This is a genomic window from Pseudoalteromonas sp. 20-92 (assembly GCF_030847595.1).
In the GTDB taxonomy this organism is placed as follows: Bacteria; Pseudomonadota; Gammaproteobacteria; order Enterobacterales; family Alteromonadaceae; genus Pseudoalteromonas; species Pseudoalteromonas fuliginea.
In genome coordinates this window covers 1-20,287 of sequence record NZ_JANJGQ010000010.1, presented here as the reverse complement: position 1 = coordinate 20,287, position 20,287 = coordinate 1, and the positions used below count along the sequence as shown (strand labels likewise).

At 36.9% G+C, this 20,287-nt stretch carries 17 protein-coding genes and 3 pseudogenes; 8 read left to right on the top strand and 12 right to left on the bottom strand.

Annotation, left to right across the window (positions count from 1 at the left end):
• Positions 1-26 precede the first annotated feature (26 nt).
• Both rlmF and ltaE read left to right on the top strand, forming a co-directional pair.
• On the top strand, positions 27-959 hold the full coding sequence (gene rlmF / locus NRL14_RS10700) for a 23S rRNA (adenine(1618)-N(6))-methyltransferase RlmF (protein ID WP_306724634.1): 933 nt from the start codon (positions 27-29) through the stop codon (positions 957-959).
• Positions 960-981: 22 nt separating this feature from the next.
• Positions 982-1,986 carry a low-specificity L-threonine aldolase gene (gene ltaE / locus NRL14_RS10695; protein ID WP_149605040.1) on the top strand — a complete coding sequence of 335 codons (1,005 nt, stop codon included), beginning with the start codon at positions 982-984 and terminating at the stop codon, positions 1,984-1,986.
• On the opposite strand, the gene NRL14_RS10690 is transcribed toward ltaE, so the two are convergent.
• From NRL14_RS10690 to NRL14_RS10660, 7 genes are all read right to left on the bottom strand, one after another.
• The gene (locus tag NRL14_RS10690) at positions 1,960-2,553 is read right to left on the bottom strand and encodes a thymidine kinase (RefSeq protein WP_002958996.1); all 594 of its coding nucleotides are present in this window, start codon (positions 2,551-2,553) and stop codon (positions 1,960-1,962) included. The genes ltaE and NRL14_RS10690 overlap by 27 nt on opposite strands.
• Before the next feature lie 59 nt (positions 2,554-2,612).
• Positions 2,613-3,083 (bottom strand): methylated-DNA--[protein]-cysteine S-methyltransferase, encoded by a 471-nt coding sequence (locus NRL14_RS10685; protein WP_306724633.1) that lies wholly within the window; start codon positions 3,081-3,083, stop codon positions 2,613-2,615.
• Positions 3,083-4,435, bottom strand: coding sequence for a DNA-3-methyladenine glycosylase 2 family protein (locus tag NRL14_RS10680; RefSeq protein WP_008133826.1), 1,353 nt, complete (start codon positions 4,433-4,435; stop codon positions 3,083-3,085). Before NRL14_RS10680 ends, NRL14_RS10685 begins: the two co-directional genes overlap by 1 nt.
• Before the next feature lie 74 nt (positions 4,436-4,509).
• Complete coding sequence (locus NRL14_RS10675; RefSeq protein WP_149605042.1) at positions 4,510-5,121, bottom strand: superoxide dismutase; 612 nt, start codon at positions 5,119-5,121, stop codon at positions 4,510-4,512.
• A 22-nt stretch (positions 5,122-5,143) separates the two neighbouring features.
• Positions 5,144-5,650, bottom strand: coding sequence for a hypothetical protein (locus NRL14_RS10670; protein WP_149605043.1), 507 nt, complete (start codon positions 5,648-5,650; stop codon positions 5,144-5,146).
• A gap of 76 nt (positions 5,651-5,726) precedes the next feature.
• Positions 5,727-6,209: a GNAT family N-acetyltransferase gene (locus NRL14_RS10665; protein ID WP_007375593.1), complete on the bottom strand. Its 483-nt coding sequence runs from the start codon at positions 6,207-6,209 to the stop codon at positions 5,727-5,729.
• A 12-nt stretch (positions 6,210-6,221) separates the two neighbouring features.
• Positions 6,222-10,985 carry a PAS domain-containing protein gene (locus NRL14_RS10660; RefSeq protein WP_306724632.1) on the bottom strand — a complete coding sequence of 1,588 codons (4,764 nt, stop codon included), beginning with the start codon at positions 10,983-10,985 and terminating at the stop codon, positions 6,222-6,224.
• Positions 10,986-11,229: 244 nt separating this feature from the next.
• Here NRL14_RS10660 and NRL14_RS10655 point away from each other — a divergent pair, with 244 nt between their 5' ends.
• From NRL14_RS10655 to bfr (NRL14_RS10635), 5 genes are all read left to right on the top strand, one after another.
• A complete protein-coding gene (locus tag NRL14_RS10655) occupies positions 11,230-12,108 on the top strand; it encodes a cation diffusion facilitator family transporter (RefSeq protein WP_306724631.1) in 879 nt (292 codons plus the stop codon).
• Between the two features lie 101 nt (positions 12,109-12,209).
• The gene (locus NRL14_RS10650; protein ID WP_306724630.1) at positions 12,210-13,280 is read left to right on the top strand and encodes a PepSY domain-containing protein; all 1,071 of its coding nucleotides are present in this window, start codon (positions 12,210-12,212) and stop codon (positions 13,278-13,280) included.
• Between the two features lie 74 nt (positions 13,281-13,354).
• Complete coding sequence (locus NRL14_RS10645; RefSeq protein WP_306724629.1) at positions 13,355-15,490, top strand: TonB-dependent receptor; 2,136 nt, start codon at positions 13,355-13,357, stop codon at positions 15,488-15,490.
• 275 nt (positions 15,491-15,765) lie between these two features.
• A complete protein-coding gene (bfr, locus tag NRL14_RS10640; RefSeq protein WP_306724628.1) occupies positions 15,766-16,236 on the top strand; it encodes a bacterioferritin in 471 nt (156 codons plus the stop codon).
• 12 nt (positions 16,237-16,248) lie between these two features.
• On the top strand, positions 16,249-16,713 hold the full coding sequence (bfr, locus tag NRL14_RS10635; RefSeq protein WP_002958984.1) for a bacterioferritin: 465 nt from the start codon (positions 16,249-16,251) through the stop codon (positions 16,711-16,713).
• A gap of 67 nt (positions 16,714-16,780) precedes the next feature.
• On the opposite strand, the gene NRL14_RS10630 is transcribed toward bfr (NRL14_RS10635), so the two are convergent.
• From NRL14_RS10630 to NRL14_RS10610, 5 genes and pseudogenes are all read right to left on the bottom strand, one after another.
• Entirely contained in the window at positions 16,781-16,975 is a 195-nt protein-coding gene (locus tag NRL14_RS10630) for a (2Fe-2S)-binding protein (RefSeq protein WP_002960627.1), read from the bottom strand.
• 362 nt (positions 16,976-17,337) lie between these two features.
• Positions 17,338-17,709, bottom strand: a complete 372-nt coding sequence (locus NRL14_RS10625; RefSeq protein WP_033029718.1) for a hypothetical protein — start codon at positions 17,707-17,709, stop codon at positions 17,338-17,340.
• 367 nt (positions 17,710-18,076) lie between these two features.
• Positions 18,077-18,349: pseudogene (locus tag NRL14_RS21075) on the bottom strand (transposase); the annotation flags it as partial.
• Between the two features lie 76 nt (positions 18,350-18,425).
• Positions 18,426-18,868, bottom strand: a pseudogene (locus NRL14_RS10615) (transposase); the annotation flags it as partial.
• Positions 18,869-19,245: 377 nt separating this feature from the next.
• The gene (locus NRL14_RS10610; RefSeq protein ID WP_149605048.1) at positions 19,246-19,770 is read right to left on the bottom strand and encodes a hypothetical protein; all 525 of its coding nucleotides are present in this window, start codon (positions 19,768-19,770) and stop codon (positions 19,246-19,248) included.
• A gap of 340 nt (positions 19,771-20,110) precedes the next feature.
• On the opposite strand from NRL14_RS10610, the pseudogene NRL14_RS10605 reads away from it, so the two are divergent.
• Positions 20,111-20,287 (top strand): annotated as a pseudogene (locus tag NRL14_RS10605) (IS110 family transposase); the annotation flags it as partial.

Below are 20,287 nucleotides of genomic sequence, written 5' to 3'. Positions count from 1 at the left end.
ATTATATCTGTTGTTAAAATGAAGCCATGAAAGAAAATAAAACACGTTCAAAATTACACCCTCGCAACCTACATAAAAATGGGTACGACTTCGATTTATTAACAACAGAGCACCCTGCTCTATTGCCATTTGTTATAACCACACCTGCAGGTACTAAAAGCATTGATTTTAGTGATAACAAGGCTGTTAAAACACTTAATCAGGCTCTTTTAAAAGCGCATTATAATATTGATTTTTGGGATATACCCGAGCATAACTTATGCCCGCCTATACCTGGGCGTGTTGACTATATTCACTACTTGGCCGACCTATTAAGTGATGATAATCAACAACAAACACCTCTAGGTAGACAAATTAAAGTGCTTGATATTGGCACTGGCGCTAACTTGGTTTATCCACTTACGGGTACAAGTGAATATAAGTGGCATTTTACAGGGACTGATATTGATGCAGCCTCAGTAAAAATAGCAAAGCAAATTGCGCAGTTTAATGGTTTAAAAATAACCCTAAAACAACAAAAAAACGCATCACATATTTTTAAAGGCGTTATTAATCAAAAAGATCTATACCACTTAACACTCTGTAACCCGCCGTTTCATGCAAGTGAAGAAGAGGCAAGTAAAGGCAGTGAACGTAAATGGAAAAACTTAGGAAAAACCCCCAGTAGCACGCTTAACTTTGGTGGTCATAATAATGAATTATGGTGCGAAGGCGGTGAAGTACAGTTTATCTCTAATATGATTAAAGAAAGCGAAGACTTTGCAGAACAAGTACTGTGGTTTACTTCGTTAGTCTCTAAAAAAGACAATATTGCAGCGCTTGAAGAAGTGTTAAAAGCTCACCCAATAGCACAGTATAAAATAGTTGATATGGCACAGGGTCAAAAAATTAGCCGCTTTATTGCATGGAGCTATTTTGATAAAGAAACTCGTGAACAAATATGTAGCGAGCTTGATTAAGCTATAAAAGGAAAAGCAAACCATGATAGATTTTCGCTCTGATACGGTTACAAAACCAACAAAAACAATGCGCGATATTATGTACAACGCACCGGTTGGTGACGATGTATATGGTGATGATGAAAGCGTTAACCAGCTAGAAATCTATGCGTGTAAGCGTTTTAACTTCGAAGCCGCACTTTATTGTAGCTCAGGTACACAAGCGAACTTACTTGCGTTAATGGCGCATTGTGAGCGTGGTGACGAATACATATGTGGCCAAAATGCTCACAATTATAAGTTTGAAGGTGGTGGCGCAGCTGTTTTAGGCTCCATTCAACCACAACCTATCGAAAACGATGCTGATGGCAGTATCCCTTTTAATAAAATAGCGGCGGCTATAAAACCAGACGATTGCCATTTTGCAAAAACACGATTACTCAGCTTAGAAAATACCATTGGCGGAAAAGTACTCCCGCTTGAGTACTTAGCCCAAGCTCGCGACTTTGTTGATATGCATAATTTAGCACTGCACTTAGATGGCGCACGTGCGTTTAATGCCTCTGTTGAGCTAAATATTGATATAACAGACATTACACAACACTTTGATTCAGTTTCTATTTGTTTATCAAAAGGTTTGGGGGGCCCCGTAGGCTCTTTATTATTAGGCTCACCAGCACTTATTAATAAAGCAAGACGATGGAGAAAAGTACTTGGTGGCGGTATGCGCCAAGCCGGAATGCTTGCAGCCGCTGGGCAGTTTGCACTTGAGCACAATGTAGAGCGCTTAAAAGACGATCATGAAAATGCACGTTATTTGGCTCAAAAGCTAAGTGAAATAAGTGGCTTTACTGTCGATATGACTAACACCACTAATATGGTTTACGCAACTTACGCTGGTAATATAAGCATTGAAGAGGTTGCTAAAGCCCTTAAACAACAAGGTATATTATTTAGCCCAAGCAAGCAGCTTAGGCTAGTAACGCATTTAGATATAACCCGCGAAGGTATTGATATATTTTTAAATGCTTTGTCGGCCCATATTTAACGCGGCTTTATAATGTTTGCGGCATACCGAGACATATCGGTCATTGCCGCCAATTTCTACTTGGTTACCATCGGCTATTGCTTCACCATTTTCATCGGTACGCAGTACATGGTTTGCTTTACGTCCGCAGTGGCATACAGTTTTAAGCTCAATTAACTTATCAGCCCACGCTAGCAAATATTGCGAGCCTATAAATAGCTCGCCTCTAAAGTCGTTACGCAAACCATAACACAATACCGGTATACCTAATTCATCAACTACATCGGTTAATTGCATTACTTGTTCTTTTGATAAAAATTGGCATTCATCAACCAATACACAATGGCGTTTTTTATCATTATTGAGTGATTGAATAAGATCAAAAACATCTTTACTAGCATCAAAAACATGCGCATCTGCTTGTAAGCCAATACGAGATGATACTTTACCCACACCTTGCCTATCATCAATGGCTGCGGTGAGGATCACAGGTTCCATACCACGCTCTTTATAGTTAAATGCCGATTGTAATAACGTGGTTGATTTACCTGCATTCATTGCAGAGTAGTAAAAGTATAATTGAGCCATTGCTGTGCCATTTTATAAAAAGTGCGCTTATGCTACCTTAATATTAAATTAATACCAATTTACATTAGCCCTTCATGTTTTAATAACCACCGTTTTCTATCCAAGCCTCCCGCATAACCCGTTAACTTTGCGTTAGCACCAATGATCCGATGACACGGAACAATAATACTAATCGGGTTTTTACCATTCGCAGCGCCTACCGCTCTCACTGCTTTGGGGTTGTTGAGTTGGTTAGCAATATGGCCATATGTTTGCGACTCCCCAAAAGGAACTGTTAATAACGCCTGCCATACACTTTGTTGAAATACTGTCCCGTTTGTATCAAGTGGTACCTCAAAAGTAGTGCGTTTTTTTGCAAAGTACTCATTCAATTGCGCAGCGCAAATAAGCACCGCTTTGTTAGTAACTTGCTCAAATGGCGTATGAGGGTGCTCAACTGGTGGATAAAACCCAACATAACTCACACCTTTATCGGTTGCTTGAATAATTATGTCGTCTATAGGGCTCGAAATTGATGTTTGAATGATCATTATAATTGCTGCCAAAGTTGAAACGTTAAATAAGAGCGAAAAGGAGCGCAATTAGCAGGTACGAAAGGGTTTGCCGCCGCTTGAGCTTTTTTAACACCTAAGTCGCCATCAAGTAATATATCGGGCTGGCTTTGCCCTCGCAGCTTTGCATAATTTACCGTCCAAGGACCAATTCCCTTTAAATTAAGCCATTCATCTAAATCATCATTTTGAGGATTTAGTGCACAAAATTGCGCTAAGTTATGCAGCGCATTTTTACGTGCTTGTGGCATTTTAAAAAATGCAAAATCACTATTAGCAACAATTTTAGCCGTAGGAAAATAAACGGCATCGTCGTCTTTTTCGCCTAATTCATCAACTAACTTTGTTACTAAATTATGCGCCGCAGTAACACTTACTTGTTGCCCAAGTACCGCCCTTATACCGGCTTCAAAGCTTGACCAAATTCCTGGAAGCCTGAGCCCCTCGCACACTGTAAATGCATTGTTTGTATTAGCACTTAAATGCGTTTCAATTAAATTAATATCGGCATCCAAATCAAGTACACGACGTATATTATTTATTACTGGTTGCAGATGACGCGTATTATCTATGTCAATAGACACCCTAAAGTGGTTTTTACTCGCTATAAATTCAGCGGTAAAGCTTCCTTTATATTCCTCACTTGCAAAAGTACGCCCGTAACTCGTTTGCGTTATCCACTCCATTGGTTTTATCAAACGCCTTTGTAAAAAACACTGCAAAGCAGGCCAATTATAAGGCGGCCTAAATGGTAAAGTTAATGTGAGTGTTGACGTTGGTTTTTTATCGCCACTGCGCAGCTTCGAGGGGGCTATATTTAACTGCTGTAAAAATGCATCATTAAAGCGCCTAATGCTTTTAAAGCCAGCGGAAAAAGCTATTTCTGTCATTGGTAGGTTTGTTTCTTGAATCAGTTTTTTAGCAAAATGGCATTGATTGAATAACCTGTATTGTGTAATAGACACACCAAAATATTGTTTAAATAAACGTCTTAAATAGCGACTACTAATACCTAGACGACCTGCTAATTTTTCGCAGTCATGTTCATCATTTTGATCTATTAATTGTTTTGCTCTCAACGCGGTAGTTTTTGTCCCCTGCCACGCTGCACTGCCAGGTGCACTATCAGGTCTACATCGAATACATGGCCTAAAACCATCTTGCGCTGCATTGTGCGCAAACTGATAATAAGCCACATTCTTTTCATGAGCCGTTGGTGCCGGACAAATTGGTCGGCAATATATTCCAGTGCTTTTAACCGCCACATAAAAAAGACCATCAAAACGAGGGTCTCGACTTTGACGTGCTTTTTGCCAATGTAAAAATTTCATAAACGGCTCTACAAACTAATTTAATAGAGCCTAGCTTATAGAAAATAAACTGTATTACTAGCCATATTCGGCACTTAACCAATAGCAGCTAAATAGCGATTTTGTACTTCAACCCAATTAACCACATTATAAAAAGCAGCAATATATTCAGGGCGTCTATTTTGATATTTTAAATAATACGCATGCTCCCACACATCAAGGCCTAATATAGGTGTATTACCTTCCATTAAGGGACTATCTTGATTAGTACTGCTTTGTATAACTAATGACCCATCAGGTGCTACACATAGCCATGCCCAACCACTGCCAAATTGACTCACAGCCGCTGCAGTAAACTTTTCCTTAAATTGATTAAAACCACCAAGCTGCTCATTAATTGCTTGTGCCATAATATCACTTGGCTCTCCTCCTCCGTGGGGACTCATGACTGACCAGAATAAGCTATGATTTAAATGCCCACCAACATGCTCCTGCACTGCTTTTTTTAAATCATTTGGTAAGCCATTAATCTCTCTCAATAACTTTTCGGCATCTAAATCAGCAAACGGTGTATTCGCTAAAGCAGCATTAGCTTTATTGATATAGGTTTGATGATGTAAAGTATGATGAATATGCATTGTTTTACCATCAATATGAGGCTCAAGCGCATCGTACTCATAGTTAAGTGCAGGCAAAGTAAAAGCCATAAATACTCCTTTTTCTTTTAAATTAGTGCAGTTGATTGTTTGTAGTACTCTCTGAGCATAAGCAAAAATTTACTTGCTCAATAAGTTCGGGTAAAGAGGGGTAACGACGTGCAAATGACACAAGCTCAGCTGATGTTTTAAGATAATGATGCTTACTTACCTTTTGTACATCGTAATGAGTGTGCTTAATAAGTGGAGATAATGATAAGTGAACTTCACATAACCATTTACATGCATTTTCAGGTTGCTGCATTGCAATATAGGTATCAGCTAAATTATGGGAGGCAACAACAAGTGCAGGAATACAATGTTCAATAGCATAAATGACATTAGTATTAATTTGCGCACATAAGAATTGTTGTAATAGATGGTCAGCGAGTGTTTTAGCTAATAAGTACTTGTCACGCGCTTCAAGTAGTGCACCTTGCTCAAAGGCATAATTGCCTTGCATGATGTTTGACTGCCAAGGGCTCAATGCTTGCTCAAGATAAAGTAAATCAGGTTGCTGCTGTTTTTGACCTAAGATCATAAAATCATCTATGCGTTTATTTAATATGCTATTAACTTACACACCATAAAACGCAAATGCAAATGATTTTCATTATCTATTTTGCAAAATTAATTAATTCATCTCCTGCTAATCGGTAAATAATCCATTCATTTTGCGCTTTAGCACCCATGCTGTCGTAAAAATCAATGGCCGGTTTATTCCAGTCTAAAACCACCCATTCAAACCGACCACAGTTATTGCTAATCGCTTTGTTAGCTAGGTGTTTCATAATTACTTTTCCTGCGCCTTTCCCACGGCTATCTGGACTTACGTATAAATCCTCGAGATATAAGCCATTCTTACCTAACCATGTAGAGTAGTTATAAAAATAAACAGCAAAGCCTATTGGCTCATCGCCATCCAAACAAATAATACTATGTGCTGTCGCCCCTTCACTAAATAATGTATCTAATATGGCTTGTTCATTTGTTTTTACTGCGTCTGGTTCTTTTTCATAAATGGCTAACTCGTTTATAAAATGTAAAATCGTTTTTGAATCACTTGGTCGCGCATCACGAATTTCAATTATTTCACTCATATACTTTATACCTCAAATATATTGTTCTAATTTATCTTTTAAAAAATCCAATTGTATTGGCTTGCTTAAATAATCATCCATTCCGGCAGCAAAACACCTTTGCTTATCTGCATCCATCGCATTTGCCGTTAATGCTATTATTTTAATATCTTTGTGTTTGTCGCCCGCTAAGCCATTTCTAATAGCTTTTGTGGCATCAAAGCCGTCCATCACTGGCATTTGGCAATCCATTAACACCGCTTTAAAATAACCTTGCCCATGAGTATTTAAAATATCAATAGCGAGCTGTCCATTTTCAGCAAGCGTAATATTACAATTAAGTTTTTTAAGCATTAATGTGGATACTTGCTGATTAATTGGATTATCTTCTACAAGTAATATTTGAATAGGTTCACCTAATTTTTCTTTTTTCAAAGATGAGATATAACCGGATGTAACCAACGGTAATGCTTCATCATGCTCATTATTTGTAATTACCGACAACGCTGAAATCAGATCCGCCGTTGTAACAGGTTTAGGGAAATAAGCTTGAAATCCAATGCTTGAATAACGCTGAGCACCTTCCATACCAGCAATACTCGTCATCATAACAAGGGGCATGTTTTTAAAGTCATCGTTTGCTTTTAAAGCCTTGCAAAGTCCAATCCCGTCCATGCCAGGCATTTGCATATCAAGCACTGCAATATCATACATTTTTAGATTACTGCTGATGCGGCTTTCACACATTGCAAGTGCATCATATGCATCGCATGCAAGCGCTACATGGGCGCCCCAATGCTCTAGCTGCTGGGATATAACAATTCTATTAGTCTCATTATCATCAACAACTAAGACAGATAAACCTTTTATATTTAGCTTTTGTATATAACGTTCTTTTTGCTCACTTTGGGTGACTTGTATAGTTACAGTAAATTCACTGCCTTGGCCTGCTTCACTTTTAAGTGAAATTTCCCCACCCATCAGCTCACACAGCTGTTTACAAATAGCTAAACCGAGTCCAGTGCCACCATATTCTCGCGTTGTTGAAGCATCTACCTGAGAAAAAGGTGAAAATAATTGATGCTGTTTTTGCTCATTAATACCAATACCTGAATCTTTTACTTTTATTTGTAGCACTAAGCCTTGTTCTACTTTATCTATTTGAGCACTAACGACAACTTCACCTTTACTGGTGAATTTGACTGCATTACTCAATAAATTAGTAAGAATTTGACGGATACGACCTGGATCGCCACACAATTGTGAAGGCTCTAAAGCGACTAAATCTAAGATAATTTCAATGCCTTTATCTTGAGCTGTAAAAGCTTGCGCAGCTGCAACCTCACCAATTAAATCACCCGCATTAAAATTAATACTTTCGAGCTCTATTTTACCCGCTTCAGCTTTAGAGAAGTCCAAAATATCATTAATAACCCCCAGCAATGAGTGAGCACTTGTTTTAGCAATCCCTACTTTTGTTTCAATTGGTTTTGATAAGTTTTCAAGCTCAATAAGCTCTAGCATGCCAAGTACACCATTCATCGGCGTTCTAATTTCATGGCTCATCGTCGCTAAAAATTGACTTTTAGCAACCGCAGCATCTTCAGCCTTAACGAGGGCAACACTAAGCTCTTCTGCTATTTTTTTACGGCGTTGCGATATAAGCGTACTTCCGACTAAGGTTGCTAATGAACGTAAATAAGTTTCTTCGTTTTGAGTCCAATAATGGTGTTCATCCACTTTTTCAGCACTCAAAATCCCCAAATTCCCATCGCCCGAAGAAATTACAACATCAATTAACGATTTAATATTTAGCGGCCTGGTGTAGTCATCAATAAACTCAGCTGTTGCAGGGTGCATATTTACATTATCAACCGCAATTAAGTTATGCTTGTAAATAGCAGAAAAATACGCAGGAAAGTCTTTAACTTTTAGCTCATCTTCCGTGCGAACCAGTCCCTCGCCTTTAGTATGTAAACTATGACGCACCATAGCATCACCGGCCTCATTAAAAATCCATAACGAAGCACGCTCTACATTCAATACCTCACACATTGATTTAACAACTAGTTTGTTCACTTCGCTTACATCACTACTTTGTACTTCAGGCGCAATGGTTAATTGGGCAAGATTTTTGTTATATCGGTTTGCTTTTTCACTTTCGATCTCTAAACGTTTATGAGCATCAATACTTTGAAATGAGCCAAATATACGTATGCATTCACCATTTTTAAATTCAGCTTGACCCATAGACTTAACCCACCTTTCTTTACCTTGATGGGTTAAAATTATCAGCTCAACACTCCAGCTTTCACCTAAAGTAACTGCATTTTCAAATAGCTTAGAGATTTTATCGCGATGTTCTCCCAGCTTGTAAAAATCTATTGCGGTCGCTAAATCGGGTTCATATTCATCAGGTACACCATGAATAACTTTAACTTCATCTGACCAATAAAGAGTATGGGCTTTTAAATCTATTTCCCACGCGCCAATTTGTCCCTGCTTACTCATTGATTCAAGTAAACTTTGCTGACGTTTTATTTTCAACTGTATATTGTAGCGCTCAGTAATATCCAATATAAAGCCATCAAGGTACAGAACAGTACCGTCAGAGTCATAGATTGCCTTACCCTTTTCATTAACCCATCGAACATAACCATTTTTTGCTATAATTCGGTATTCAATTGACCACGTACTATGCTCTTTAATAGATTGGTTAATTGATTTTTTTATATGATCAATATCTTCTTCATGAAGAAGATCAAAGAAACGCTTATTTTTATTATTAATAAAATCATCTGCGGCATAACCAGTGATATCTTTAGTTTGATCACTTAAATAAAGCATCGTCCATATTTCATCTGACTCGCAGCGATAAATAATACCGGGAATATTTTCAACAAGAGACGCAAACTGATCACGGCTGCTTTGTAGTTCAGACTCCGTTGTTTTTCTTTGAGTAATATCTACATGCGTCCCAATCATTCGTTTAGGTGAGCCGTCGCTATTCCATTCAACTACTTTAGCTGTATCAAGTACCCAGACCCAATGCCCTAACTTATGCTTCATCCGAGCTTCGCTAACATAAAAATCACTGCCGCCAGCTAAGTAGGTTTTTAATTTTAATTCTGATTCAACTAAATCTTCTGGGTGTGCATATTTATACCAAGTATCTATGCTGCAAGGTTCTATTTCACTAAGTGTATAACCAATGATTTCAGCCCAACGTTTATTAAACGTAACTTTGCTTGTACCTACATACCAATCCCAAATACCAACAGCGGTACTATTGATAACAAGTTCAAGTTGTGTTTTATGCTGTTCTAATTCAAATTCCTGTAACTTAAGTGGAGTAATATCAGTGCGAATTGCTATATAGCTTTGTGGTTTACCCTCATCATCTAAAAATGGCGCTATAGTGGTGTCCATCCAATATAAGCTACCGTCCTTTGATCTGTTACAAATTTGCCCATTCCAAACTTCACCACGCTTAAGCGTTGCATACATTTCTTCAAAAAAAGCATGTGAATGCGTGCCTGAATTTAATAACCGGTGATTTTGACCTATAAGCTCATATTCTTCATAACCACTTATTGCACAAAATTTTCCGTTCACAAAAACTATTGTTCCGTGTAAGTCAGTAACAGCAACAATTGCATGCTTATCAAGCGCTGATTTTTGCTCTGCTAATTGCTTAAGTGCAATTTGCAATGCAGCTCGTTGTTCTTGCAAAGTACTTTGCTGTTCTTGATTTACTTTTACAAGCTCATGCAGATCTTTTGAAAGCTGATTAAACTCAATACTGTCGTTTAAAATAGGGATTTTTACATGTTTCCCTCTAGTTATACTTTCAACAATATTAGTTAAACGAATTAACGGGCGAGATAATCTACGACCAAACCACCAAGACGAACATAAAATAAGCAGCAAAGATCCAGCATTAGTTAAAATAGCAAGCCGCTTATAATAGAGACTGCCTTGTAATGCTGCTTCAGCTGGTTTGGAAACTAATAGCTGCCAACCTTGCTGGCCTAAAAAATCAAGTTCATTAATGTATGCATAAAATATTTTTTCATTGTTATTAGCATAACTAAACACTTGTTTTGGTGCAGAGCTGTTTTGATTTAAAAGCGGTGGGGTAGCAACGGAAGCCCTTGTTTGCTTTTCGATTTTGCTATTGTGCAGTATAAAGAATGCAACACTCGTATTTTTTGCCTGTATTTTGCTTAAGTTGTTTAGCAGTCCCTGTAAGTTTACATTGGCTAGTAATACACTTTTTAGTTTATTTTGATCGTCAAATATAGGTAACGACACTATATGATGCGCATGTCCTTCAACCACCATAGAATGAAATAATGCTTTATCTGTTTTATTTTGTGCTATGAATAATTTAGTGAGTTCTGATTCTTGAATTTGATTAAATAAGGAAAGTTCTATTTTTTCTTTGTTAGGCAACACGTCAATGATTTCAATATGATTTATAAAATCATATTGTCTGACAAAATCATTTATTAAAGCGTGTTCCTTGGTTGGACTTATACTTAATTGCGACTTTAATAAATACAGATCATTAACTTGGTCTAAAAACCAAATTTCAGCAAATTGCTTTCCAATATTGCTGAGTTCATTTAGTTCGCTATGCGCATTTTGCTTAAGCGTATTATTTACATGCTGAAAACTAAACCACGTTAACAAGCACAACGGCCCTAATGCTATAATTATAAAGGTAATAATTAATTTACTTCGAACAGATTGTCCTTTACCTGTTAATACTCCAAAGTTTAAACCCTTATCCATGCTTATTGCCTAATAGCTTATAGTCATTTTATAGTGACTATATTAATGCATTAAATATATAAAGACGCAAGTTTTGAGCTATAAACGTCTTAAAAAATCGGTATTTAGCGTTATAACGTCAAATTAGCATTACAATAAAAAACATGCCAATAGGATTAATTTTTTGACTCCTTTGTCACTCTTGTAGCTGTTTTAAACTCCCCATGATATAAGCATTATTCAATAAAAGTGTTTTGAGAGCATTATGGCGCACGATCACTCACATAGTCATGTAGACGAAAACCAAAGCGATAAACAGCTCGCCGTTGCTGTTATCATTAACGTATTACTAACCGTAACCCAAGTTATTGGCGGGATATTTTCGGGTAGCTTATCGCTTATAGCCGACGCACTTCACAATTTAAGCGATGCTGGGGCAATATTTATAGCGCTCATTGCACGTAAAATCGGTAATAAACCAGCTGACGTAACTCATCATTTTGGCTATAAGCGCGCTGAAATCCTCGCTACTCTTTTTAATAGCACTACATTAATTATAATTGGCCTATATTTAATTTTTGAAGCCATTTCTAGCTATTTAAATCCGCAGCCTATTAATGGTTGGATAGTTGTCTGGGTGGCAGCAATAGCATTAGTTATTGATTTATCAACAGCGTATTTAACCTACCGAGCTGGTGCTAATCACAGCATAAACATAAAAGCGGCTTTTATTCACAACATCTCAGATGCAATGGCCTCTATTGTTGTTATTATTGCTGGCACTTTAATTATTTTATACCAGTGGTATATCGTTGATTTAATTGCCACAGTGCTTATTTCTGTGTATGTAATTTATCATGGTATTTTATTATTAAAGCAAAGCGGCAAAATTTTAATGCAAGCAGCCCCTAATAACATTGATACACACGCAATATCACATGCTATTAGTAATGAATTTAATATCGAATCGGTAGTCAGCATTAAGCTTTGGCAACTAGATGATAAAGAAAATTATTGTGAGCTTGTTGTTAGCACTCAACAAACAATTGATTTACCCGCAGTAAAAGGCTTCTTACACGACAATTTTAACATCGAAAATTGCATAATAGAAACCAGACCTATTGCAAATAAAAGCGCAGCATAATAGCGTAAATAATAAGCTAAACAAATACATAACTATTTAATTGAAAACATCTCGTATTATCATTTACAATATTGCTACTAACTTATAATGAGATACTGTTTTTGAAACTTTGGTTACGTAGAATTCATTTAGGCCTTGCCCTCATTAGCGGACTATTTTTATTAATAGTGAGCTTAACCGGTGCTGCTATGATTTATGCAAAAGACATACAGCACTTCATTCAGCCAGATAAATGGCAAGTTATTCCGCAGCCTCGTACATTAAACAATCAAAAATTGATAGAAAGCGTGCAAACGCAAACACAACAAAAAATTGTTTTTTTTATGCCCGAGCAAAATAAAGCATTAGCTTGGCAATTTAGATTGGCTAACAAGCACTACGTGAGTGTCAATCCTTATTCTGGAAAAATAATTCATAGCTATCAAACAACAGACACAATTTATGGCTTTGCTTTAGGCTTACATCGCTGGTTATTATTTGAAGATAGTGATGGTAAAAAACCATTTAAAAATTGGATGTCAGTGTGTGCATTATTACTTTTAATCAATGTACTACTCGGCTTATACCTATGGATAAAACCAAAAAACAGAATTAAGCGTTTAGCTATTAAGCCTAAAGCCAAATTTAGAGTGCTAATGTATCAATTACATACCGTACTTGGTGTTTACTTTTTTATACCGCTTGTACTTATTGCCTTTACTGGTATGGCATTTAATTGGAAAACACAAACTCAATCAGTATTAGAATTTGTAACGTTTAATAAAGTAGAACAAAGGCCCAAAGCGCCAAAAATAATAGCGCCTTCTCAAGCTGATATAAACTATAACGAAGCAATTAAAAATGCTGGGGATGTATTCCCTGATGGTCGATTATTTAGAATTTACTTACCTAAAAAAGCAGACGATGCCATTGCGCTCAGAATTCAAAACCCTGGTGAAAGCCATGCTTATAGTTGGGTATGGGTAAATCCATTTACAGGCAAAGTATTAAACTCATTTGACGCAAGTAAAGCCAACTTTACGACGCAAGCATGGAACTTTAAGTATAAATTTCACATTGGGGATTTTGCAGGCCCCATAGTGCAATTTATATGGTTATTGATTGCCCTTTCACTCGCATTTTTTATTGTAAGCGGTGTGTATTTTTGGTTAAAACGTCACAAACGAAAATAAATCTCATTAACACTTGCGTGATTAGTTGATAATAATTACCATTGCGAAAATTATTATCAACTAAGAGCTCTCCCATGTTAAAAACTTCGCTTTGCCTTATTGCTGTTGCAGTAAGTACTAACACGCTAGCAGATGAAAATAATAAAAATGAATACGCTTCTGAACAATTAGAACATGTCATTGTATCTGGCAGTCGTATCTCAGAAAGTATTGACGAAGTACCTGCCTCTATTACCGTTATTAATCAACAACAAATACAGCAGCATTTAAAAGTAAGCTCAGAACTGGGGAGTTTACTTGCGCAAATGGTTCCAGGACTTGCCCCAGATACAGGCAGCTCAAGTAATTCAGGACAAACGCTACGTGGCCGTGCGCCTTTAATAATGATTGATGGTGTACCGCAATCAACCCCTCTTCGTAACGGCTCTTTAGGCATAAAAACACTTGATGCAAGTGCCATAGCGCGCATTGAAGTTATAAAAGGCGCGACTTCTATTTATGGTAATGGTGCTTCAGGTGGCATTATTAACTACATAACAAAACAGGCTCGCAGTGATGGTAAGCCTGAAGGTGAAATAAGTATTTCAAGCCGCTTTAGCGCTATTAAATTAGCAGAAAGTGGCGGCGGTAGAATATCGGCAGCAGTAAACGGTAAGATCGATAAATTAAGCTACCTGTTAACGGCAAGCTATGAAGAAAACGGCGTGCAACGCGATGCACAGGGCGATATTTTAGGCTTACAATACGGTTTATCAGACTCTGAAACTCAAAATTACTTTACTAAACTAAGTTACGATTTTGACGACGAAAAGCAATTACAGTTTAGCTATAACTTTTACAGCTCACAGCAAAAAACTGACTTAGGTGATATTACTGGCGATGGCAATATAGGGGAAAAAACATACGCTATTCACGTACCTATAGAACTACAAAAGCAAGGTAAGCCGCAAGGACCCGATGGCAACGTTAATATTACTCTAAAATATGTTGACTACGCGTTGTTTGAAAACACACAAATGACCCTCGATCTTTATAAACAAGATATAGAAAACGTATTCTTTTTCTCCACTAACCTAGCTAACCTCGATGAAGGCTATACCGGTGGTCAGTCCGTTATTAAATCAGAAAAGCAAGGTGCAAGGGCTACATTTAATAGCCAGTTTGATTTTGAGAACGTAGCAGCCACCCTAATCTACGGCATTGATGCCTTAAACGATAAAACATCACAACCTTTGGTAGATGGCCGTGTGTGGGTGCCAGAAATGGATATGGAAAGTGTTGCTGGTTTTTTACAAACAAAATGGGTAATAAACGACGATATTATTGTAAAAGCAGGTGTAAGAAACGAAAGTATTGATTTGAGCGTAAGTGATTACCAAACATTAAAACTGTGTAGAACCCCTTCGCAATGCTCAGTCCCATTAAATGTGCGTGGTGATACCATAAACTATGACGCTACAACGTATAATGCAGGCATAAAATACAATTTAACAAATGCATTCAGCCCATTTTTTAGTTATTCACAGGGATCTGATATTTCTGATATTGGGCGCTTACTTCGCGCTGCAACCGTTGACGATATTGCACTTATTCAGACACAAGCATCTATAATTGACAACTACGAAATTGGTTTTACTTCACAGTTTGAAAACGTTCGTTTTGAATTTGCACTGTACAGAAGTACTTCAGAGCTTGGCACCAGTAATGAATTTAACGAAGTAACGGGTGTTTACGAACCCGTACGCGCACCGCAAGAAATATGGGGTTACGAAGGTTTAGTTAATTATACTATTAATCAAGATCTTAAATTAAGTGCTACATACAGCTACGTAGAAGGAAAAAATACTGAAGCGGATGAATATTTAGGGGCAAAACAAATCAGCCCACCTAAAGCCACTGCTAATTTAACATGGCAAACTAACGAAAAGTTATCACTTGCAATGAGTTTTTTATATGTAGGTGACAGAAAGCGCTTTGATAAAAATGCGCAAGGCCAATACTCTGGCGATCAGGGCCCTGTGAGTAGCTACAACACATTTAACTTAAGTGGCCAGTACAACGTTAACGCCAGGTGGAGTGGCTATTTTGGTATCGAAAACCTGTTCAATAGCGATTACTACCCTGCCCGCGCACAATCTTATACTTACGGCGGCTATAACATCAAAGGATTAGGCACGACGACTACCTTCGGTGCTAAATACCAGTTTTAATTAGCAATAGACTCAATAAATAGGCATCATCAGCATGCCTATTTATTTAAAAAAATAACATAAAAAGCAGTATATCAACTTATTATCTATAAATACCTCTAGTAATCATTCTCAGATACTAATACAAATAAAAAACTGTCCATAAACCAAGCAATAACGCAAACTTAAATAAGAATCAAAACCAATAGTAACACAATGATTTTTATAGAGAAAACTTGCAATTCATTCAATTTATACTACACTGCTTACAATTGAAATAGTTAAGGCGATTTATCATGAAAGGTAATCAAAAAGTAATCGATGCGTTTAATACATTGTTAGCTAACGAATTAGCAGCAATCGATCAGTATTTTATACACTCGCGCATGTATGACGACTGGGGTTTAAACAAGCTATACGAACGCCTTAACCATGAAATGGAAGAAGAAAAAGATCACGCAGATTGGCTTATTAAGCGCATCTTGTTTTTAGAAGGTGTACCAAATATGACTAAGCGCCGTGACTTACTTATCGGTAGCGATGTAAAAAGTATGATGCAAAACGATTTAACACTAGAGCTTGAAGTAGTAGCGTGTGTTAAAGACGTAATCGCAATATGTGAAGAACAGAAAGATTACCAATCACGTAGCATTTTAGAAAAGCTGTTATTTGATACCGAAGAAGATCATGTTTACTGGTTAGAGCAACAACTTGGTCTAATTGATAAAATTGGTTCTGAAAATTATCATCAAGCACAAATGGCTTAGTAGGAGCATATTATGAAAGGCGATAAAGACGTTATTGCGGCGCTAAATAAAGTACTCGCTAATGAGCTTGTTGGTATTAACCAATATTTTTTACATGCACGCATGTTTAAAGACTTTGGCTTCACTCAACTAGACAAAGCAGATTACAAAGTATCTATCCAAAAAATGAAAAACGCCGATCGATTAATTGAACGTATTTTGTTTTTAGAAGGCTTACCAAACCTTCAAGACTTAGGCCGATTACGTATTGGTGAAAACAGCGAAGAAATGATTGCTGCTAACATGAGCTTTGAACTCGATACGATTGATGAATTACGAAGCGCAGTTAAACTGGCTGAAAGTAAAAAAGATTATATTACCCGTGAAGCCCTTGATCACATTTTAAATGAACAAGAAGAGCAAATTGATTGGTTAGAAACCCAACAATTACTTATTAAAAATACGGGCATTAAAAACTATTTACAGTCTCAACTGTAAACAATAATTCAGCCATAAAAAAAGCAGCTAAAAAGCTGCTTTTTTTATATCTAAATTTTATACGTAATTAAGCAACTTGATCCGTTACATCCGCAATCTGAATAAGTCTGCGATTAAGGATCTTTTTAGTACAACCACAACACTTACCGCATTGGCTGCCCACTTTAAGCTCTTTAGTTAATTCACGCATGGTCGTTGCACCATCGTCAATTGTTTGCTCAATTTTTTTATCTGTCACACCGTGACATAGACAAATATACATGAATACAAACCACTCTCAATTACATTTAGTATGTGCATATTAATCTAAACGAAAATAGTTATCAATTATTTTATTGGCTAATATGTATCTTTTTTCAGCTTATGGCCAGCGCCACTTAAGTTGAGAATTCACGGCAGCTTGAGAATAGTTTGAATTTTAAGCAAGGTCTGGCGCACAGATTGAGATTTATTAGAGTCGACCTGAAATTTAAGTAAGGTTAGGTTTAGGTAAATATTTGAATGGTTGAAAATTAATGACATTAAGGCTTCAGAAGCCTTAATGTATTAGTACGGAATTTATGGGAAGGTGATTTCCGGTTTGTACCATGAGCAGACATTGGTAACACTCATATAAACGGCGATTTACTGCTCTTGTGAATTGTTCGTCTTAATGTTTTTGTTATGTGCGTATATATCAAGCGCCGCTTCACTTGCTGAGGTTATAGCTGCCACGCCACGCAAGGTGATGTCTACATCTAATTCTATGTACGAACCTAAATTAGTCGTAAACGCTGCGAAGCTGTCCTTTAACTCAAAGAGATAAATCTTTTGAAACGCTTTGCAACTCGAAATATTTTTCATTTTTGAAGATATGCATTCTTTGCTTAACCCAACCGCCGACTCATATTTTACTACCATTTTTTCTAATTGCGCTTTGTCGTCAATATTTTCAGCGAACGAGTAAAAACTAGCGAAATAAAAAACTATAATTACTAACTTTAAAATTCTAAACATAATATTCCTTTTCGAACATAACGAGACTGTAGAATAACTCCAACAACCAAATTAATTTAAAAACGAGCGCCTAAAATCAACGCTAAGCGTTTTTAAAGCATTAGGTAATGCATTTGGAACCCATAAAACAGGCTGTTTTTCTTAAAAATAAGTAATTCTACAGCCTCAACGAGCCTGTAGATTAACTCGTTTTTAAATTTGTTTTTATTGATAAACAAACCATAGCTGAGTTCCTATTTTGGTTCAATTGATTACTGTATTTTTACGCAGAATATAAAGAAGTATTTGATATTGTTTTAATTGGCGTTTTGGACGGGATTGCGGGGGCTTTAGTGGCTTTATTTTAGGTTAAAAGGACTTACCCTTCTTAATGCATCGTGTTTTGCAGCTTTTCTATATTATGAACAAGGCAATACAGTTGCCACTGCGCATTCACTTTCGCTTGACCCCGTAAGGTAAATTTATTCATACCTTTATTCACTGTAATATTCCGCTTTTTATTTAAAGGAAAGCAGGTTCAATACAGCCGAATCGTTTGCCATACTTTAATAAACAGCTGTCGCCGTCCGATTGTGCTCTCTATTTTTACTTTCACCTTATTAACATAGTTCAGCTTTTTGCGTGATTCATTATTTATAATAGTGCACTCTTCATACTGTTTTTGTTGGCTTTTTTCGTAATAATTAGGATGGGTGTCAACCTAATCTTCTTGCAGCCTCTAACCTTACTTGCTCAGGTGTCGGCGTTGTATCCCGTATGGCCCAGTATTTATAGCTGCTACGATGCACATTGAATACACTACATAGCACGCTAATTGGATAACGCTCTCGTTGATTTAATTTCTCAATTAATGAGAATTGTTCAGGGAGTCGGACATCAAGAGAGCGGTAGCCTTTTTTAATATATCCTTTTCTAATTCAATGCGTTGGATTTGCTTTTTAAGTTCGCGGATTTCAATTTGTTCGGGCGTCATTGGTGAAGCTGATGGTGACTGACCATTGCGTTCTAGCTTTAATTGAGTAACCCATTTACTTACGGTTGATTTACCCACCCCCATCGCTTTTGCTGCGTCTTCTTGCGTATAACCTTGGTCTACTACAAGCTGAGCCGTTTCTAATTTAATTGCCGCTGAATATGTTGCGCGTTTTAATTTCGTCATTTTTTCACCCAAATTTGTATGCTTATTAGCATAACATTTCTTTCTTAATGGGTGGCCAAAATCACTGTACCACTACAATATTATGAACAAGGCAATACAGTTGCCATTGGGCGTTCACTTTCGCTTGGCTCCATAAGGTCAATTTATTCACTGTAATGTTCCGCTTTTTATTTAAAGGAAAGCCGGTTCGGTACAGCCGAGTCGTTTGTCATTCTTTAATAAACAGCTGTCGTCGTCCGATTGGGCTATCTATTTTTACTTTCATTTTGTCTACATAGCTCAGCTTTTTGCGTGATCCATTATTTATAAAAATGCACTCTTCATACTGTTTTTGTTGGCTTTTTTCGTAATAATTAGGATGGGTGTCATCCTATTTTTTACTTTTGCTGCAATGTAGAAAGCTTAGTAGTAAATTTATGCTTTTCTAAGAGTTTAGGAAAGTGAACCTCCAAATCGTTTTTAATTTGTTCTGATTCATTAGAGATCCTAGATTCTCCTGACATACTAAACATACCGAGATCTAATTGAGAATGTATGTCACCAATATAAGTAATTTCATTAGGCTTGATAGTAAACCCACCACTTAAGTCCATATAGTAATTACCAAAAAGAATACGAAACCACTTATATTCACCGGCCGGCAATGCTACAACTTTTAAATCGTCTGCTTTACTGAGCACAAACTTAGAATCTTTTTTCTTCCCATCGGTTTGTGTAAATATGAACTCTAAATCTGCTAACAGAGGGTTGTTGTAACCATCCCAATTTGAATGAATTTTTGTTACAACTATTCCTTGATTGGATTCTAAACCTTGATCCGCTTTAATATTTTTGGTTGTACTCGCACACGCCGTTAAGAAAAGAAACGAAATGCATAATAATATTTTTTGATTGAACTTCATTGTTGATTACAACTCCTGTAAAGCTAACGTCTCAATAAGAGGCATGGTGAAGGAGCGCTGTGGTTGTTTGTCTTTACAACCGACTGTTACGTGTCCTTCTTAATTGGCTTGTATGGATAATAAACCCATAAATTAATTAATACTTTAACCAAGTTCGGGTAATGTGAGGCCCAAGCTTTGGCTGCAACCAAAGCCTTTTATACAGTAGTTCGATTGATTGATTGAAGGCTCCTCTATTGAGAGACCGATAACAAGAAAGAACGCTGTATAAACTCCAAGCATTAAACTCGGATAGTCAACGGGGCCTCGAGCCCGAATCGCAAGGCAGAGTCAGCTTATTATGAATACAAAAAATAATCAAAATGAAATTAACGTCGGTGTCGATACAGGTAAAACTCAACTCGATATTTACATCCGACCGTTAGATATATATTTCACCTTAGAAAACAATGACGGCGGCATTAAACACGCTATAAAAACACTAAAAAAGCACCCAATAACGCGTGTTACTATTGAA

Excerpts from the sequence above, each read along its gene's own strand:
- ltaE (WP_149605040.1), top strand. The coding sequence starts at position 982 with ATGATAGATTTTCGCTCTGATACGGTTACAAAACCAACAAAAACAATG.
- NRL14_RS10675 (WP_149605042.1), bottom strand. The coding sequence starts at position 5,121 with ATGGCTTTTACTTTGCCTGCACTTAACTATGAGTACGATGCGCTTGAG.
- NRL14_RS10665 (WP_007375593.1), bottom strand. The coding sequence starts at position 6,209 with ATGAGTGAAATAATTGAAATTCGTGATGCGCGACCAAGTGATTCAAAA.
- NRL14_RS10625 (WP_033029718.1), bottom strand. The coding sequence starts at position 17,709 with ATGTTTAGAATTTTAAAGTTAGTAATTATAGTTTTTTATTTCGCTAGT.
- bfr (WP_306724628.1), top strand. The coding sequence starts at position 15,766 with ATGAAAGGTAATCAAAAAGTAATCGATGCGTTTAATACATTGTTAGCT.
- NRL14_RS10630 (WP_002960627.1), bottom strand. The coding sequence starts at position 16,975 with ATGTATATTTGTCTATGTCACGGTGTGACAGATAAAAAAATTGAGCAA.
- NRL14_RS10655 (WP_306724631.1), top strand. The coding sequence starts at position 11,230 with ATGGCGCACGATCACTCACATAGTCATGTAGACGAAAACCAAAGCGAT.
- NRL14_RS10660 (WP_306724632.1), bottom strand. The coding sequence starts at position 10,985 with ATGGATAAGGGTTTAAACTTTGGAGTATTAACAGGTAAAGGACAATCT.
- rlmF (WP_306724634.1), top strand. The coding sequence starts at position 27 with ATGAAAGAAAATAAAACACGTTCAAAATTACACCCTCGCAACCTACAT.
- NRL14_RS10670 (WP_149605043.1), bottom strand. The coding sequence starts at position 5,650 with ATGATCTTAGGTCAAAAACAGCAGCAACCTGATTTACTTTATCTTGAG.
- NRL14_RS10645 (WP_306724629.1), top strand. The coding sequence starts at position 13,355 with ATGTTAAAAACTTCGCTTTGCCTTATTGCTGTTGCAGTAAGTACTAAC.
- NRL14_RS10680 (WP_008133826.1), bottom strand. The coding sequence starts at position 4,435 with ATGAAATTTTTACATTGGCAAAAAGCACGTCAAAGTCGAGACCCTCGT.
- NRL14_RS10610 (WP_149605048.1), bottom strand. The coding sequence starts at position 19,770 with ATGAAGTTCAATCAAAAAATATTATTATGCATTTCGTTTCTTTTCTTA.
- NRL14_RS10690 (WP_002958996.1), bottom strand. The coding sequence starts at position 2,553 with ATGGCTCAATTATACTTTTACTACTCTGCAATGAATGCAGGTAAATCA.
- bfr (WP_002958984.1), top strand. The coding sequence starts at position 16,249 with ATGAAAGGCGATAAAGACGTTATTGCGGCGCTAAATAAAGTACTCGCT.
- NRL14_RS10685 (WP_306724633.1), bottom strand. The coding sequence starts at position 3,083 with ATGATCATTCAAACATCAATTTCGAGCCCTATAGACGACATAATTATT.